The organism is Streptomyces sp. NPDC021749 (assembly GCF_040640655.1).
In the GTDB taxonomy this organism is placed as follows: domain Bacteria; phylum Actinomycetota; class Actinomycetes; order Streptomycetales; family Streptomycetaceae; genus Streptomyces.
On sequence record NZ_JBFACE010000034.1, the window covers coordinates 1 to 15,474 of the forward strand.

The following is a 15,474-nucleotide window of genomic DNA, read 5'->3' on the forward strand; positions in this document are numbered from 1 at the left end:
CGCGGCCGCCGGCCGCTCCAGCAACGGAAGCTCGGTGAACAGGATCGACAGATTGACATCGAAGCGCGTGTCCGTGAAAGCCATAAGGCCGGCGCTCCTTCCGGATAGTGGAACTGTTTTTCTGCGTACTGGAACATTGCCCCTCTGCTCCGAGACTGTCAAGGGGGCCCCGAAGCAATTTCTGGTGAGTCGGGCCCGCCGCGCGTAGGTTGAGCGACGTGCGATTGAGAGTTGAGTTCACGACGGAGCCGTTCGACCTGGACGAGGCGCCGGCGCATGCGGTGGTGGCCCGCGAGATCGTCACGGGAGCCGAGCTGGACGCCGTGGACGTCGGCCCGTTCGGCAACACGGCCGAGGGTGATGCGGATCAGGTGCTCGGTGCGGTGACCGCGCTGCTGCGGGAATCCCTGCGGGCCGGGGCCACCCGGGTCTCCCTGCAGGTCAATGTGATCGGGGCTGCCCGGCAGGACGAGGGGGGTGCGTCGTGACCGGGCCCGCGGACCACCCGTTCGTCCAGGCGGTCAAGCCGCTGGTGGACGCGATGGGCGGACAGATGGTCGCGCCGGACCAGGCCCGGGGCGACGACGTCGTGCTGGCCTGGGAGGGGGAGGACCGGGTCGCCGTCCGGCTCCCGCACCTCTCGGATTCGCTCGACCACATCCTCGCCGAGCTCCAGCGCCGGCACGGCATGCCGCTCTCCGAGCTGGACCGCAAGACCAAGCAGTCGGTGGTCCGGATACTGGAATCCCGGGGCGCCTTCTCGGTCCGGCACGGCGTCGAGACCGTGGCGGGGGCGCTTGGTGTCAGCCGTTTCACCGTCTACAACTACTTGAACAGGGAGAACGCCGCGAAGGACGCCGACTGAGGTGAAGGGGGCGTACCCCCCGCCCCGGCTGCCGAAGCCGCCGTCCCGTACCGCCGGACGGCGGCTTTTGTGTCGCCGAGTTTTCAACAAAGTGTTGACGTGTTGTTGCCGGGGGTCTTAGCTGTTTCCAGCCAAGCAGAGCTGTCCAGCACCAGGCCACGGAGGCTTCCCGTGTCTTCGAGTACCACCCCGGCGGGGCTCGCCCGGTTCAACACCTCCGACGACGGTGCGGCCCGGGCCGTACTGCACGAGGTGTGCGCCAGCCGGGCATGGGGGAGCAAGATCCTCGCCCAGCGCCCCTACGCCACCACCGACGCCCTGTTCGCCGCCAGCGACGCCGCCATGGCGGAGCTGACCGCAAAGGACCTGGCCGAGGCGATGGCCGGGCACCCGCCCATCGGCCGGCCGAAGCCGGGCGATCCGACCTCGCACCGCGAGCAGAGCGGGATGGCCGGCGCCTCGGACGAGCTCAAGGCGGACATGCTCGAACTCAACCTGGCCTACCAGGAGAAGTTCGGGCACGTCTTCCTGATCTGCGCCTCCGGCCGTACCGGGGAGCAGATGCGCGACGCGCTCCGTAACCGGATGGACAACTCGCCGGAACAGGAACGGGAGATCGTTCGTGTGGAGCTCGGCAAGATCAACCGCATTCGCCTGACCCGTATCGCGGAACCCGCGGAAGGAGACGCAGCATGAGCAGCGAGACGGCTGCACAGACGTCGGTGTCCACGCACATCCTGGACACCAGCGTGGGCCGCCCCGCGGAGGGCGTCGCCCTCACGCTCTCGGTGCGCTCCGGCGGCGACGGTGCCTGGACCGCCCACGGCGCGTCCACGACCGACGCGGACGGACGCTGCAAGGACCTGCCGGCGCTGCCGGAAGGCGCCACCCATGTACGCCTCGAATTCGAGACCGAGGCGTACTTCCTTTCCCCACAGCACAGTTCCAACAAGCAAGCCGAGGAACAGCAGGACGCCCCCCGCGTAAGGGACAGCGGAGCATTCTTCCCGGAGGTGGCAATCACCTTTGCCGTCAAGCCGGGCGAGCACTACCACGTACCGCTGCTGCTCAACCCGTTCGGCTACTCCGTATACCGAGGGAGCTAGCACCGACATGCCCACGATTCTCGGCCAGAACCAGTACGGCAAGGCGGAAAACCGCGTCGTCAAGATCACCCGCGACGGCGACACGCACCACATCAAGGACCTGAACGTCTCCGTCGCGCTCTCCGGCGACCTGGAGGAGGTCCACCTCTCCGGTTCCAACGCCCACTGCCTGCCCACCGACACGACCAAGAACACCGTGTACGCCTTCGCCAAGGAGTACGGGATCGAGTCGGCCGAGCAGTTCGGCATCCACCTGGCCCGGCACTTCGTGACCAGCCAGGAGCCGATCCACCGGGCCCGGATCCGCATCGAGGAGTACGCCTGGGAGCGGATCGAGACCTCCGACGCCAACTCCAAGTTCATCGGCGCCGACGAGGTCAAGCACTCCTTCGTCCGCCAGGGCCAGGAGACCCGCCTCACCGAGATCACCTATGACGGCGAGCAGTGGCAGGTCATCTCGGGCCTGAAGGACCTCGTGGTGATGAACTCCACCAACTCGGAGTTCTGGGGCTACATCAAGGACAAGTACACGACGCTGAAGGAGGCCTACGACCGCATCCTCGCCACCCAGGTGTCCGCCCGCTGGCGGTTCAACTGGACCGACGACGAGCAGCGGATGCCCAACTGGGAGCGTTCGTACGCGCAGGTGAAGAAGCACATGCTGCACGCCTTCGCCGAGACCTACAGCCTCTCCCTGCAGCAGACCCTGTACCAAATGGGTGCGCGCATCATCAACAACCGCTCCGAGATCGACGAGGTGCGGTTCTCCCTCCCGAACAAGCACCACTTCCTGGTGGACCTGGAGCCGTTCGGGCTCAAGAACGATACCCCCGACGGAGCTGTCTACTACGCGGCGGACCGCCCGTACGGCCTGATCGAAGCCACTGTCCTGCGCGACGGTGTCGAAGCCAAGATCCCGGTGGATCTGACGAACCTCTGACGGCTTCAGACGCAGGCGCCGTGCCTCGCGTCCCCTCCTCGCCCCGCAGCGGGGAGGGGGCGCGGAACCCGAGGGGAACGACCCATGGCACAGCATTCGCACGTCCCGCACCACCCCTCGCCCCCGGTCCATCCGGTGGACGAGAAGCCGGCGGCCAGGCGGCTCGTCCCCGCCGCCCTCCAGCACATCGCCGCCATGTACGCCGGCGTCGTCACCCCTCCGCTCATCATCGGCCAGGCCGTCGGCCTGGACCCCGCGGGCCGGACCCGGCTGATCGCCGCCAGCCTTGCTCATCGCCGGGCTCGCCACGCTCCTGCAGACGCTCGGCCTCCGGACGTTCGCCGGCAACCGGCTGCCGTTCGTCAACGCGGCCAGCTCCGCCGGCATCACCCCGACTCAACCTGTTCTTCCACCATCTCGGCACCCGGAGCACCCCACGGGCGGCGGTACTGTCAGCCGCCTCGCCCGGCTCCGGCACTCAAATCCCGTAGGGCCATGCCGTGCCCAACCGCCATCACCGAAAGTACGAGGACAGCACCATGGCTGCATCGGCATCCCCTGACAGCGCGGTGAAGCAGCGCATCGTCATCGAGAACTGCGCCATCGCCACCGTCGACGCCGACGACACCGAGTACGCCAGCGGCCACGTGGTCGTCGCCGGCAACGTCATCGAGTCGCTGGGCGCCGGCAAGGCCCCCGAGGGCCTGGAGAACGTCGTCCGACGGGTCGACGGCACGGGTCACCTGGTCACGCCCGGCCTGATCAACACCCACCACCACTTCTACCAGTGGATCACCCGCGGTCTGGCCACCGACCACAACCTGTTCAACTGGCTGGTCGCGCTGTACCCGACCTGGGCCCGGATCGACGCGCAGATGCTGGCCGCGGCCACCCAGGGCTCGCTCGGCATGATGGTCAAGGGCGGCGTCACCACCGCCTCCGACCACCACTACGTCTTCCCGCACGGCTCCGGCGACCTGGTCAGCGCCGAACTCGCCGCGGCCGCCGAGATCGGCGCCCGGATCACCCTGGCCCGCGGCTCCATGGACCGCAGCGAGAAGGACGGCGGGCTGCCCCCGGACTTCGCCGTCGAGACCACCGAGGGCGCCCTGCTGGGCACCGAGGAGGCCATCGACACGCACCACGACGCGTCCTTCGGCTCGATGGTGCACATCGCCGCCGCACCCTGTTCGCCGTTCTCCATCTCCACCGAACTCCTGCGGGAGGGCGCCAAGCTGGCCCGCCGCAAGGGCGTGCGCATGCACACCCACGGCTCGGAGACCGTGGAGGAGGAGAAGTTCTGCCACGAGCTGTTCGGCATGGGCCCGACCGACTACTTCGAGTCCACCGGCTGGCTCGGCGAGGACGTGTGGATGGCGCACTGCGTCCACATGACCGACTCGGACATCGCGGCCTTCGCCCGGACGAAGACCGGCGTCGCGCACTGCCCGTCCTCCAACGCCCGCCTGGCGGCCGGTATCGCCCGGGTCCCCGACATGCTCGCGGCCGGCGTCCCGGTCGGCCTCGGCGTCGACGGCACCGCCTCCAACGAGTCCGGCGAACTCCACACCGAGCTGCGCAACGCCCTGCTGATCAACCGCCTCGGCAGCCACCGCGAGGCCGCCCTCAACGCCCGCAAGGCGCTCCGCCTGGGCACCTACGGCGGCGCGCAGGTCCTCGGCCGGACCTCCGAGATCGGCTCGCTGGAGGTCGGCAAGCTCGCCGACCTGGTGCTCTGGAAGCTCGACGGTCTCGGCCACTCCTCCATCGCCGACCCGGTCACCGCGCTGGTCTTCGGCGCCGCCGCACCGGTCACGCTCTCCCTCGTGGGCGGCAAGCCGGTCGTCGAGGACAACCACCTCACCAACGTCGACGAGGACGCCATCGCCCGCACCGCGCGGGCCGAGGCGCAGCGTCTGGCCCGGATCGCCGCCGAGGGCTGACCCCCGGCGCGGCACCCGCCGCCGACGCACACCCCGACTCGGCCGGGAGGGACGGCTCCCGGCCGGGCTTGTGGATCCGAGCGGGATCCGCAAGCGCCGGACCCCGGGGGTGCGGGACCTCCCGTACCCCCGGGCCGTCGGCCGTTTCCGCCCGTTCCTGCGCCACAAGCGCGGCCCACCACCCACGCTCACCAGGCGACTTCTCCACCCCGCACCACATGGCAAGCCCTCCGTGACAGCCTCGCCTCGCCGGCCCCGGCGACGCAGAAATCGACAGGAGGCCCGCAGTGGCCGCAACTACCGGGCAGAAGTCGGAGGAGGACCGGAAGCACCCGGTCGACCAGACCCTCCCGCCCTTCAAAATGTTCACCAGCGGCCTGCAGCACGTGGCCGCGATGTACGCGGGTGTGGTGGCCCCGCCGATGATCGTGGGGCCGGCCTGCGGGCTGAGCGCCACCGAGACCGCGTTCCTGATGGGCGCCAGCCTCTTCACCGCGGGCATCGCCACCCTCCTCCAGACCCTCGGCTTCTGGAAGGTCGGTGCCAAGCTCCCGTTCGTCAACGGCGTCTCGTTCGCCGGCGTCACACCGATGGTCGCCATCGGCAAGGCGCAGAGCCCGGAGCACGCCCTGCCGATCATCTTCGGCGCGGTGATCGTCGCCGGTGTGCTCGGCTTCGTCCTCGCCCCGTACTTCTCCAAACTGGTCCGGTTCTTCCCACCGGTCGTCACCGGCACCGTCATCACCCTGATCGGCGTCTCCCTGCTCCCGGTCGCCTTCAACTGGTCCCAAGGCGGCAACGCCAAGGCGCCCGACTACGGTTCGCTGACGAACATCGGAATGGCCGCGCTGACCTTCCTGATCGTGCTGGTACTGCGCCGGATGCTGCGCGGCTTCCTCCAGCAGATCGCCATCCTGCTCGGCCTGGTGGCCGGCACCCTGATCGCCGTCCCGGTGGGCATCACCCACTTCTCCGCGATCACCAAGGCGAGCCTGATCGGCTTCCCGACGCCGTTCCACTTCGGCGCCCCGGAGTTCGACGTCGCCGCGATCGTCTCCATGTGCATCGTGATGCTGGTCTGCATGACCGAGTCGACGGCCGACATGCTGGCCCTCGGCCGGATCGTCGACCGCCCGGCGGACGAGCGCACCATCGAGGGCGGCCTGCGCGCCGACACCCTCGGCACGGCGATCAGCCCGCTCTTCAACGGCTTCGCCAACAGCGCCTTCGCGCAGAACATCGGCCTGGTCGCGATGACGAAGGTGCGCAGCCGGTTCGTGGTGGCGACCAGCGGTCTGATCCTCATCGTCCTGGGACTGTGCCCGGTGGCCGCATCGGTCATCTCGCTGGTGCCGCTGCCGGTCCTGGGCGGCGCCGGGATCGTGCTCTTCGGCTCGGTGGCGGCCAGCGGCATCCAGACGCTGGCCTCCGCGGCGATGGAGAAGGGGGACAACGCGCTGATCGTCGCGGCCGCCGTCGGCATCGGCCTGATCCCGATCGCCGCGCCGGACTTCTACCACAACCTCCCCAAGGACCTGCTGGTCGTGCTGGACTCCGGCATCAGCACCGGCTGTCTGGTCGCCATCGTCCTCAACCTCGCCTTCAACCACTTCGGGAGGCGGGACACGGACGCGGCGGCCGCGGAGGCCGCGCACGGCGGCGATCCACAGATCCCGCAACAGCCCGACCGCGGCACGGTCGACGAGAGCGGGGAGCCGGCGACCAGCCCGGCCCACTGACGCCCGGTCCCCTGACGTCGGGTCCGGCGGCATGACGGAACCTGTACGGCAACGGCCCGTAGAGAAGCGGCAACTACCGCTCTCCTACGGGCCGTTCGGCTTTCCCCGGCCGTCGTGGCTCAGCCGATGTGGTAGCCGTCCCCGTAGACCTTCCAGTCCAGCGGGGTGTGCAGATCGAGGTTGCCGTTCTTCAGGAACACCCGCTGCTCGGTGTCCACCCGGCTGGTGTCGCTGTGCGCCTCCTCCTGCTTCATGGCCCAGACCCGGGCGTCGAGGAAGGCGTTGAGGTAGGTCTTCTCGTCGCCGCCCCGGGCCGGCGGCTTCGCCTTGGCCAGCGCTCGCTTGCGGATGCTGGAGAAGCTCGTCCGGTCGTCGCCGTCGCCGTGCATCACGATCGCGTCGTAGTACGCGAACTGGCCCAGGGCGCCGAGCCCGTCGGCCTTGCCCTGCTTGACCGCGGGGTTGAAGTACACCCGGTCCCGCTCGTCGTTCTGGGCCTGCTGGAACGCCGGGTCCTGGGCGGCCTTCTTCCAGGCCTTGGTGTAGTCGGGGTCCAGGCCCTCGTGCGAGTCGCTGCCGTCCACCTCGCGCAGCGCGGGGAGGTACTTGGCCAGGACGTTGCCGGGCTTGCGCCGGGTGTAGAGCTCGACGAGTTCGAGCATGTCGTGCGTGCCGGAGCAGAAGCCGATGATGCCGCCGGTGTAGCCGCGGCCGTCGCCGATGTCCTCGATGTACTTGTACTGGGCCTTCCAGTCCAGCGAGGAGTTCTCCGCGCTGGAGACCAGCTGCATGGCGATCTCCTTCTTCGCCGGGTCGTCCAGGCCGGTCGCGGCCCGGGCGGTCCGCGCGGCGTGGTGGGCGGCAGCCGGGCGGTGGTGCTCCGCCGGGGCCACGGTGGTGGCGACGGCGGTGGCGGGTACGGCGACGAGGGCGAGGCCCAGCGCGACCCGGGTGGTGGTCCGGGAGAACAGCGGGCGGGTCCTGTCGGCTGTCGATCGGGTGCGCATGGAGTCAGTCCTCCGGTCAGGCGAGCCGTGGGGGCGGGATTCCCCAATCGTTAGGAAGCTTTCCTACCAGACTTGGCGGGGGTCGTACACCCGTCCGGGCAGACGTAACTCCCTGCCGCCGGACCGCCGTTGCTGACCCGGGCCGCCCGTGCACCGCCCCTCGGAGGCCGGCCCGGGGGTGAACGGCCCGCGCCCGGCGCCGCCCCGCATCCCGCCCCTCACCCCGTTACGGCCGATATGATTCCTTCGCCCTGAAATGACGTCAGCCCGTACGTGCACGCACCGGTCCGGTGGCACGGAGAGGGGGTCCGCGGTGCCTCAGGAAGCCAACGATCCGCAGGTCCGGGGCTCCGGCGTCGCAGCGCTGGAGGACACCGTCGACGCCCTGATGGACGGGGTGTGCGCCGACCTCAAGCGGCTCGCCGCCATCCCCTCGATCGCCTTCCCCGGCTTCTCGCCCGAACCGGTCCTCCAGGCCCGCGACCTCGTCGTAGCCCTCCTCAGGGACGCCGGCGTGGCCGACATCGGCGAGCTCAACCTCCCGCACACCGCCCCCGTCATCACCGGCTCCGTCCCGCCGCCCACCCCCGACGCCCCCACCGTCCTGCTCTACGGCCACTACGACGTCCAGCCGCCCGGCGACGAGCGGCTCTGGTCCTCACCGCCGTTCGAGCCCACCGACATCGAGGGCGGCATCCGCGCCCGCGGCATCGCCGACGACAAGGCCAACCTCATGGTCCACATCGGCGCGCTGCGCGCCTACCGCGGCCGCCCGCCGGTCGGCATCCGGATCGTCTTCGAGGGCCAGGAGGAGTACGGCAGTGCCTTCGACGACTACCCGCCCACCGAGCCCGGCCTGTTCGCCTGCGACGCGATGATCATCGCCGACACCGGCAGCATCCGTCCCGGCACCCCCACCCTCACCACCGCCCTGCGCGGCTCGGTCGTCGTCCACGTCGAGGTCCGCACCCTCAATGCCGCCGTGCACAGCGGCGAATACGGCGGTGCCGCCCCGGACGCGCTGCTCGTCCTGCTCAAGGCCCTCGCCACCCTCCACGACGTGCACGGCGACGTCGCGGTCGAGGGCCTGCGCCGCGAACCCTGGCCCGGTACCACGTTCACCGACGACGAGTTCCGCGAACTGGCCGGCGTGCCGCACGGTATCCCGCTCATCGGCTCCGGCGGCCTGGGCGAACGCCTCTGGAGCGGCCCCGCCCTCACCGTCACCGGCCTGGACGCGCCGTCCGTCGAGCGCGGCGCCTCGGCCGTCGTCCCGTACGCCCGCGCCAAGCTCAACCTGCGCATCCATCCCCGGCAGGACCCGCACCAGGCGCAGGACGCGCTCGTCCGACACCTGACGCGCCTGCGCCCCTTCGGCATCCCGCTCACCGTCACGCCCGGCGACGCCGCCCCCGGATACGAGGCGGCCACCGATGGCCCCGCCTACCGCGCCGCCCGCACCGCCCTGCGCCGCGCCTGGGGCGCCGACCCCGTCCACACCGCCACCGGCGGCTCCGTCCCGCTCGTCAACGGCCTGGCCCGGGCCGTACCGGACGCCGAGGTCCTGCTCTTCGGCGCCGAGGACAACCTCTGCCACCTGCACGCCCCCGACGAGCGCGTGCTGCTCTCCGAACTCCGCGCCGCCCTGCTCGCCGAGGCGGCCTTCTTCGCCGAATACGCCGCCGCCCACCGCGCTTGACGGGCCGGCTCAGTCCTCGACGTGGGCCGTGCGCCGTCGGACGTCGGCCATCAGCTTGTCCAGCAACGTGATGAGTACGTCGCGTTCCCGGGCCGACAGATCGCTGACGAGGGTGGCCTCGCGGCCCAGGACGGCGTCGACGGAGCGCTCGATGAGCGCGTGGCCCTCGGGCCTCAGCGACACCAGTACGGTCCGGCGGCCGGTGGTTCCCGGTCGTCGCTGGACCAGGCCGTCCCGCTCGGCCCGGGCGACGCGCTGGGAGACGGCTCCGGCGGTCACCAGTGTCAGCTCGGCGATCTCACGGGTGCTGAGGGTGTAGGGCGGCCCGGAACGCCGGATGACGGACAGCAGGTCGAGGGTGGCCGCATCGATCCCCGCTTCGCGCAGCACCCGGTTGCGGTCGTTGGCGAACAGCTTCCCCAACGTCATCTCCGCGGGCTACATCGCCGGCACCAACTTCTTCCACGGCCGACTGGCCGACGAGCGTGCGCAGGCGCTCGTGGCGGAAACGCACAACAAGCGCCCCGGCACGGTCGAGGACATCGCCGAGACGGCGTACTTCCTCGCCTCTCCGGGCGCCCGCCACATCACCGGCCAGACCCTCCACGTCAACGGCGGAGCCTTCACCACACGCTGACGGCCGGTGGGGGAAAGCCCCGCCGGGTCATCGGACGACCCGGCGGCGGACCACGGCCCCTGGGCCGCCTGGGTCACATGGGCCGCCTGCGCCACATGGGCCGCCTGGGCTGCCTGGGCCTCTTACGCCGCCGAAATCGCCTGCACCTGAATCGCCTTCACCAGGCCGGCGACCAGGTTCGCCCGTTCCGCCATGGTGTCGACCAGCAGGTACTCATGGTCGGCGTGCGCGCCGCCGCCGACCGCTCCGAGGCCGTCGAGCGTGGGCACGCCCAGGGCGGCCGTGAAGTTGCCGTCGCTTCCGCCGCCGACCGCCGCGGCTTCGAGGCCGGGCAGCAGCCGCCGGGCCAGCGCGAAGAGCTCGGCCGACGCCGACTCGGGCATCGGCGGGCGGCCGATGCCTCCCTCCACCGTGACCTCCGCCCCGTCCAGATGCGGGGTCAGAGCCGCGAAGGCGGACTCGATGCGCTCCTTCTCGCCGGCCGACTCGACCCGGACGTCGACGATCACGGTCGCCTCCGCGGGGACGACGTTGTCGAGGGTGCCGGCGGACGCGACGGTCGGGGTGACGGTCGTGCCGAGCGCGGGCCGGCCGAGCGCCGCGATGTCCAACACCTGGTGTGCCGCCTCGACCAGGGCGTTGACCCCGGCCGCGGGCTCCAGACCGGCGTGCGACGCCCGGCCCTTGACGACGACCCGGAACGTGCCGCAGCCCTTGCGGCCGGTCTTCAGCGCCCCGCCGTCCGCCGCGCCCTCGAAGACCAGCACGGCCCCGCACGCACGCGCACGCTCTTCGATCAGAGCACGGGAGGAACGGGAGCCGACCTCCTCGTCGGCGGTCACCAGGATCTCGACGCCCGACCGGTCGTCGAGCGCCGCCAGGCCATGAACGGCCTGCACCAAACCGCCGAGCATGTCGAAGACCCCGGGCCCGGTCGCCTTCCCGCCCTCGACCCTGAACGGGCGGCGCTCCAGGGTGCCGAGCGGAAACACCGTGTCATGGTGCCCGAGGATCAGTACCTTCGGTTCGCCGCCCCCTGACCAGCGGACATGCGGTCCGGCTTCGCTCTCCACCAGGACGGCCCGCCCGCCGAGGCGGTTCTCGACGACCGCGGCGACCGCATTCGCCGATGCCCGCAACGCGTCGATATCACGCGAGGGAGACTCGATCTCGACGAGTGTCCTGAGGTCCTCAAGCATCGCGTCGACACTCACCTCGACCGCCTTGTGCATCGTCACGGCGCAAGCGTACGTGGCAGCCTCCTCACCCGGGCCCTCCGCTCCCACGAGGGCGGTCGCCATGCACCTCCGCCGGCGCCGCCGGCGCCCGCCCCCTCCGCCGGCGCCGCCGGCTCCGGACCACGCCGCCCGGCCGCGGCCCACCGCCCCTTCCCCGGCCTACAGTTGGCCCGTGGCCGAAGAGACGTGGAACAGCGTGGACGGGCAAGCACAGGTGGGAAGCCTCGTGCAGGCCGGGCACATCGGGGCGGTGCACCTGCACGGGCCGCCGTCGGCGCCACCGCGCCGTATCCCCTGTCAGTTACCGCCCGAGGTCCAGCACTTCGAGAACCGCGAGGACGAACAGGCGCGGGTCCTCCGGGCCACGGAGGAGTGGTTCGAGGGCGGTGCCGACCCGGAGCGTCCGCTGATCGTCAGCGTCAGCGGACTGACCGGCGTGGGCAAGACGGCGCTCGGCTTCCGGCTCGCCCGACGGCTCCAGGAGAGCTGCCCCGACGGAGTGCTGTACGCGGACCTCGACGAGGGGCGGCGCGACGGCACCGCGGACCTCGCCGATGTGCTGCGCCAGATGCTGCGGGCGCTCGGCGTCCCCCAGGACGAGATCGAGCGCTCGCTGACCGCACGCCACCGGCACTACCTCGACGAGACCCGGGACCGACGGCTCGTCGTCGTCCTCGACAACGTGCGGCGCTTCGAGGCGGAGGCCGAGCTGCTGATGCCCGCATCGGCCGGCAGCGCGGTGCTCCTCGTCGGCCCGCGGACACCCGCCGACCTCGACCCCGGCGTGGCGGTCGAGCTGCCGCTGCGACCGCTCACCGAGGAGCACGCGGTAAGGCTCCTGCTGCGCATCGCCGGCGATCCGGCCCCGGCCGCCGACCCGGAAGCCGTCGGTGAACTGGCCCGGTTGTGCGCCGGCCTGCCCGCCGCACTGCGCGTCGCGGGCCGGTGGGTCCGCAGGCACCGGCGGCGCGGCTGGGCGCGGCTGATCGCCGGATTGACCATCGAACTGCAGGAGAAGGGGGTGCCGGAGACGGAGCTGGTGTGGAACGCGACGTACCAGGACCTCAGCGCCCCGGCCCGTACCCTCTACCGCCTGCTCGCCGCCGACCCGGGCCCGGCCCTCACCCCGGAAGCCGCGGTCGCCCTCCTGGGCGCGGGCGAGGACACCGCCGAGGAGGCACTGGAGGAGCTGGAGGGCGCCGGACTGCTGGACCTCGTGCCGGATCTGGACGAGGACACGACGCCGGCGGCAAAGGCCCCCGGCTCCCGCGACGAGCGCGCCGGCCACAATGCCGCCGACCGGGCCGACCGGGCCGACCGGGCCGACCGGGCCGACCGGCTGCGGATGCACGCGCTCGTGCGGGCCCATGCCCGCCGCCGTGCGGCCTCCGACGCGGCGGACGGGGAGGCGGCCGGCGGTCGGCAGCGGACCGTCCGCTGGCATCTGCGCCAGGCCCAGCGCGCCGACGAGCGCGGCGCCGGGAAGCGGATGACCCTCGCCGCACCCGTACCACCCCTGCCCGGCGCCCCGGACGTCGACTTCACCGGCAAGGCGGCGGCCCTGCGCTGGCTGCACACCGAGCGGCGGGTCCTGCACTCCTGCGTCCGCCTCGCCTACGAGGCGGGCCTGTACGCCGAATCCTGGGCGCTGTGCGAACCGCTGTGGACGCATCTGCTCGACCACCCGGGCAGCGCCGACGACATCGACTCCTTCCGTACCGGCCGGGACGCCGCACTGCGCGCCGAGGACCTGCCGGCCGCGATCCGGATGCGCTGCCAGCTCGCCCGGCCGTTGTGGGAGAGCGAGCGCTACACCGAGGCCGGGCGCGAGCTGGACGCCGCGGTGAGCGCGGCCGCCCTGCTCGGCAGCGCCCCGGCGCACCGCAAGCTGTACGCCTCCGCACTCGAATTCCGCGGCCGGCTCCAGGCCGAACAGGGCGCCTGGGCCGCCGCGGTACCGGACTACGCACAATCCCTGCGCGTGCACCAGGAGATCGGGAACGTCTACGGCGAGCTGCTCCTGACCTATCTGCTCGGGCAGACGAGCGAGGGCCTGGACGAACTCGACCGCGCCGCCGAGGAGTTGGGGCGCGCTCATGTAATGGCGCGGGAGCAGGGGCGCGAGCGCATGACCGCGCGCACCGGCTTCGCGCTGGGCCGGGTGCTGCTGCGGCTGGGCCGGGCCGGGGAGGCCCGGCAGCTGTACGAGGCCGCCCTTGAAGGAGCGCGGCGGCGCGGGTCCTCCTCCGAGGAGGTGCGGGTACTGGAGGCGCTTGCCGGCCTGGCCGAGGGGGAAGGGGACACGGACGCCGCCGAACGGTGCCGCGCCGCGGCCCGCGCCCTCCGGTGCCGGGGCGGCGGCAGCCCGTCCGGTCCGTCCCGGCCGCCTCACCCGGACCGCTCTCAGAACTCCTGAGCCGCCTCGGCATCCGTTGCCGGGGCCAGGTGGACCGGGTAACTGCGCTCCCCGATACGGCAGTCGAGGGTCGTCGGCAGTGACGGTGAGCCGGTCGCGGTGAGCCAGCAGTGCACCGCGGACACCACCGCCGCCGGATCCGGCCGGAACACCCGGCCGCCCTCCGCGCACGCCCCGATCCGGGCCGACAGCAGCGGTCCGCCGCGGCGCCGCAGCACGCAGCGGGCGGCGGACAGCACGACGGCGGCGGTGCGTCGGCCCGGGTACCGGTCGAGCGTCCGCGCGGTCCAGCCGTCCACGGTCCAGCCGTCCACGGGCCCCGCGGTGGCGTCGGCCGCCGGGGCCCCGCGGGCCCGGCGGAAGAGGACCGCCGCGCCCTGCGCGTGCCGCACGCTCGCCGCGTCCTCCTCGGCGGCGAGGTGGGCGACCGGCCCGTCGTAGTGCGGCGGCCGGCGTTCGACGCGTACCCAACGGCCGTAGACGGAGGCGGACACCGCGTGGACGGCCGGCGTCCGGTCCGGGACGCGGGGTACCGGCAGCAGTCGCGGCTCGGCCGGTGTGGCGGGTGGCGGCAGGCCGAGGCGCGCGTACAGCTCCGCGCGCAGCAGCGCCAGGGCCCGGCCCTGTTCGGCGAAGGCGGGCTCGGCCAGGGCGCGTACGGCCCCCGGCCGGTGCCCTTCGACGGCACGGCCGATGGCCTCGGCGGCCCGGGCGAGATCCCCGGAGACGTCCCCCACCTTCGGCACCGAGGCGAGGAGCCCGGCCATCGGGCTGCCCGGGATCAGCTCGTCGCCGCCGTCGCAGACGGCCAGCAGCGGGCGGTCCAGGGCGGCCGCGTAGAGGGCCGTCGAGCCGTGGTCGGTGAGCACCGCGTCCGCGGCGATCAGGACCGCCGCCCACTCCTCGTACGGCCGGGGCGTCAGCAGTCCGGCGTCCAGGGCCGGGGCGAGGCGCTCGGCGAGTTCGTGTGCCCCGCTCCGGCTGTAGTCGTTCGGGTGCATGATGAGCGCCAACCGGTAGGAATCCGCCGGGAGTTCGGTGGCGAGTCGGGCGGGCAGGTCCGGGTGGCGGGCGAGCAGGGACGCCGTTCCCCAGGTCGAGGTGAGGACGACCAGCCGACGGCCGCCGGTGCCCAGCGCGGTGCGGTATCGGTCGCGCAGCCCCTGTGAGGCGAGCAGCCGGTCGAGGGTCGGATCGCCGACCACGGTGGCGCGTTCGGCCGCCGCGGGACACCGTACGGCGAGCTCGGCGACCTGGCTGCGGTGGGCGAGGGCGTGCAGCGCGGCCAGTGGGGCGCCCCGGCGCAGCAGATAGGCGGCGTCCAGACCGGATGCGGAATCGGCCGTGCCCTCGTCGGGGAGCGCCTTGCCGAAGCCCGCTCCGTGCGGCAGCAGGACGAGCGGCCCCCGGAGTCGGTCGAGATCGCCTTTCGGGCTTGCGGCGAGCGTCAGGTCGTACGGGGTGCGGACCGCCTCGTCCCAGGGGACGCAGCGGGCACCGGCGGCGTCCAGGGCGGCGAGGGCCTCGGTGGCGAACTCGGAGCCGGGGATCAGGGAGAAGCGACGATCGATGCGGTCGTCACCGGAGAAGACGGGCAGGACGTCCAGGAGCCGGTGCAGCGCGACCGCGGAACGCGCCGCGAAGAGCACCGCCCTGCGGCCACCGGACCCGCTGCCCGCTGCCCGCTGCCCGCTGCCCGCTGCCCGCTGCCCGCTGCCCGCTGCGGCAGCGTCCATCTTAGTGTCGGGGGCCGCCGCCCATGTGCCGTTTCCGCAGTTCGGAGCGGGTTCCGGCAGGGGCGTCGGCGGCATGCCAGCGATGGTACCGGGGGCGCGGTGAAGGGCCGGTACGGCGGTCCGTACCGGCCCTTCGGCGTTCCCGCGG

At 72.3% G+C, this 15,474-nt stretch carries 14 protein-coding genes and 2 pseudogenes; 11 read left to right on the top strand and 5 right to left on the bottom strand.

The features are described 5' to 3' along the window. Positions 1 to 84 (bottom strand): annotated as a pseudogene (locus AB0G35_RS27760) (hydroxypyruvate isomerase); the annotation flags it as partial. Between the two features lie 134 nt (positions 85 to 218). Here AB0G35_RS27760 and AB0G35_RS27765 point away from each other — a divergent pair. The 8 genes and pseudogenes from AB0G35_RS27765 (at position 219) to AB0G35_RS27800 (ending at position 6,593) form a co-directional block, all read left to right on the top strand. Further along, positions 219 to 488, top strand: coding sequence for a hypothetical protein (locus AB0G35_RS27765; RefSeq protein ID WP_360955119.1), 270 nt, complete (start codon positions 219 to 221; stop codon positions 486 to 488). Continuing rightward, positions 485 to 865, top strand: coding sequence for a helix-turn-helix domain-containing protein (locus tag AB0G35_RS27770; RefSeq protein WP_360955122.1), 381 nt, complete (start codon positions 485 to 487; stop codon positions 863 to 865). The genes AB0G35_RS27765 and AB0G35_RS27770 overlap by 4 nt, the downstream gene beginning before the upstream one ends. Positions 866 to 1,036: 171 nt before the next feature. Beyond that, entirely contained in the window at positions 1,037 to 1,561 is a 525-nt protein-coding gene (uraD, locus tag AB0G35_RS27775) for a 2-oxo-4-hydroxy-4-carboxy-5-ureidoimidazoline decarboxylase (RefSeq protein ID WP_360955125.1), read from the top strand. Continuing rightward, positions 1,558 to 1,971, top strand: coding sequence for a hydroxyisourate hydrolase (gene uraH, locus AB0G35_RS27780; RefSeq protein WP_360955128.1), 414 nt, complete (start codon positions 1,558 to 1,560; stop codon positions 1,969 to 1,971). Before uraD ends, uraH begins: the two co-directional genes overlap by 4 nt. Positions 1,972 to 1,978: 7 nt before the next feature. After that, positions 1,979 to 2,911, top strand: a complete 933-nt coding sequence (pucL, locus tag AB0G35_RS27785; protein WP_360955131.1) for a factor-independent urate hydroxylase — start codon at positions 1,979 to 1,981, stop codon at positions 2,909 to 2,911. Between the two features lie 84 nt (positions 2,912 to 2,995). Then, positions 2,996 to 3,299 (top strand): annotated as a pseudogene (locus AB0G35_RS27790) (solute carrier family 23 protein); the annotation flags it as partial. Between the two features lie 151 nt (positions 3,300 to 3,450). Continuing rightward, complete coding sequence (locus AB0G35_RS27795; protein ID WP_360955134.1) at positions 3,451 to 4,854, top strand: 8-oxoguanine deaminase; 1,404 nt, start codon at positions 3,451 to 3,453, stop codon at positions 4,852 to 4,854. 287 nt (positions 4,855 to 5,141) lie between these two features. Continuing rightward, complete coding sequence (locus tag AB0G35_RS27800; RefSeq protein ID WP_360955137.1) at positions 5,142 to 6,593, top strand: nucleobase:cation symporter-2 family protein; 1,452 nt, start codon at positions 5,142 to 5,144, stop codon at positions 6,591 to 6,593. Positions 6,594 to 6,712: 119 nt separating this feature from the next. On the opposite strand, the gene AB0G35_RS27805 is transcribed toward AB0G35_RS27800, so the two are convergent. After that, complete coding sequence (locus tag AB0G35_RS27805) at positions 6,713 to 7,600, bottom strand: chitosanase (protein WP_360955140.1); 888 nt, start codon at positions 7,598 to 7,600, stop codon at positions 6,713 to 6,715. 313 nt (positions 7,601 to 7,913) lie between these two features. Here AB0G35_RS27805 and AB0G35_RS27810 point away from each other — a divergent pair, with 313 nt between their 5' ends. Next, the gene (locus AB0G35_RS27810; RefSeq protein ID WP_360955143.1) at positions 7,914 to 9,299 is read left to right on the top strand and encodes a M20/M25/M40 family metallo-hydrolase; all 1,386 of its coding nucleotides are present in this window, start codon (positions 7,914 to 7,916) and stop codon (positions 9,297 to 9,299) included. A gap of 9 nt (positions 9,300 to 9,308) precedes the next feature. Here AB0G35_RS27810 and AB0G35_RS27815 read toward each other — a convergent pair whose 3' ends face one another. Beyond that, entirely contained in the window at positions 9,309 to 9,728 is a 420-nt protein-coding gene (locus AB0G35_RS27815) for a MarR family transcriptional regulator (protein ID WP_360955146.1), read from the bottom strand. Between AB0G35_RS27815 and AB0G35_RS27820 the strand changes: the two genes are divergently transcribed. Beyond that, entirely contained in the window at positions 9,703 to 9,936 is a 234-nt protein-coding gene (locus AB0G35_RS27820) for an SDR family oxidoreductase (RefSeq protein WP_360955149.1), read from the top strand. The genes AB0G35_RS27815 and AB0G35_RS27820 overlap by 26 nt on opposite strands. A 122-nt stretch (positions 9,937 to 10,058) precedes the next feature. On the opposite strand, the gene AB0G35_RS27825 is transcribed toward AB0G35_RS27820, so the two are convergent. Next, on the bottom strand, positions 10,059 to 11,174 hold the full coding sequence (locus AB0G35_RS27825; RefSeq protein WP_360955152.1) for a M20 family metallopeptidase: 1,116 nt from the start codon (positions 11,172 to 11,174) through the stop codon (positions 10,059 to 10,061). Between the two features lie 172 nt (positions 11,175 to 11,346). Between AB0G35_RS27825 and AB0G35_RS27830 the strand changes: the two genes are divergently transcribed. After that, positions 11,347 to 13,590, top strand: a complete 2,244-nt coding sequence (locus AB0G35_RS27830; RefSeq protein WP_360955155.1) for an AAA family ATPase — start codon at positions 11,347 to 11,349, stop codon at positions 13,588 to 13,590. On the opposite strand, the gene AB0G35_RS27835 is transcribed toward AB0G35_RS27830, so the two are convergent. After that, entirely contained in the window at positions 13,578 to 15,326 is a 1,749-nt protein-coding gene (locus tag AB0G35_RS27835) for a translation initiation factor 2 (protein ID WP_360955158.1), read from the bottom strand. The two genes, AB0G35_RS27830 and AB0G35_RS27835, sit on opposite strands and share 13 nt — an antisense overlap. Positions 15,327 to 15,474 lie beyond the last annotated feature (148 nt).

Bases quoted from the DNA above. Each gene is read 5' to 3' on its own strand.
- uraH (WP_360955128.1), top strand. From the start codon at position 1,558: ATGAGCAGCGAGACGGCTGCACAGACGTCGGTGTCCACGCACATCCTG.
- pucL (WP_360955131.1), top strand. From the start codon at position 1,979: ATGCCCACGATTCTCGGCCAGAACCAGTACGGCAAGGCGGAAAACCGC.
- AB0G35_RS27795 (WP_360955134.1), top strand. From the start codon at position 3,451: ATGGCTGCATCGGCATCCCCTGACAGCGCGGTGAAGCAGCGCATCGTC.
- AB0G35_RS27805 (WP_360955140.1), bottom strand. From the start codon at position 7,600: ATGCGCACCCGATCGACAGCCGACAGGACCCGCCCGCTGTTCTCCCGG.
- AB0G35_RS27815 (WP_360955146.1), bottom strand. From the start codon at position 9,728: ATGACGTTGGGGAAGCTGTTCGCCAACGACCGCAACCGGGTGCTGCGC.
- AB0G35_RS27835 (WP_360955158.1), bottom strand. From the start codon at position 15,326: ATGGACGCTGCCGCAGCGGGCAGCGGGCAGCGGGCAGCGGGCAGCGGG.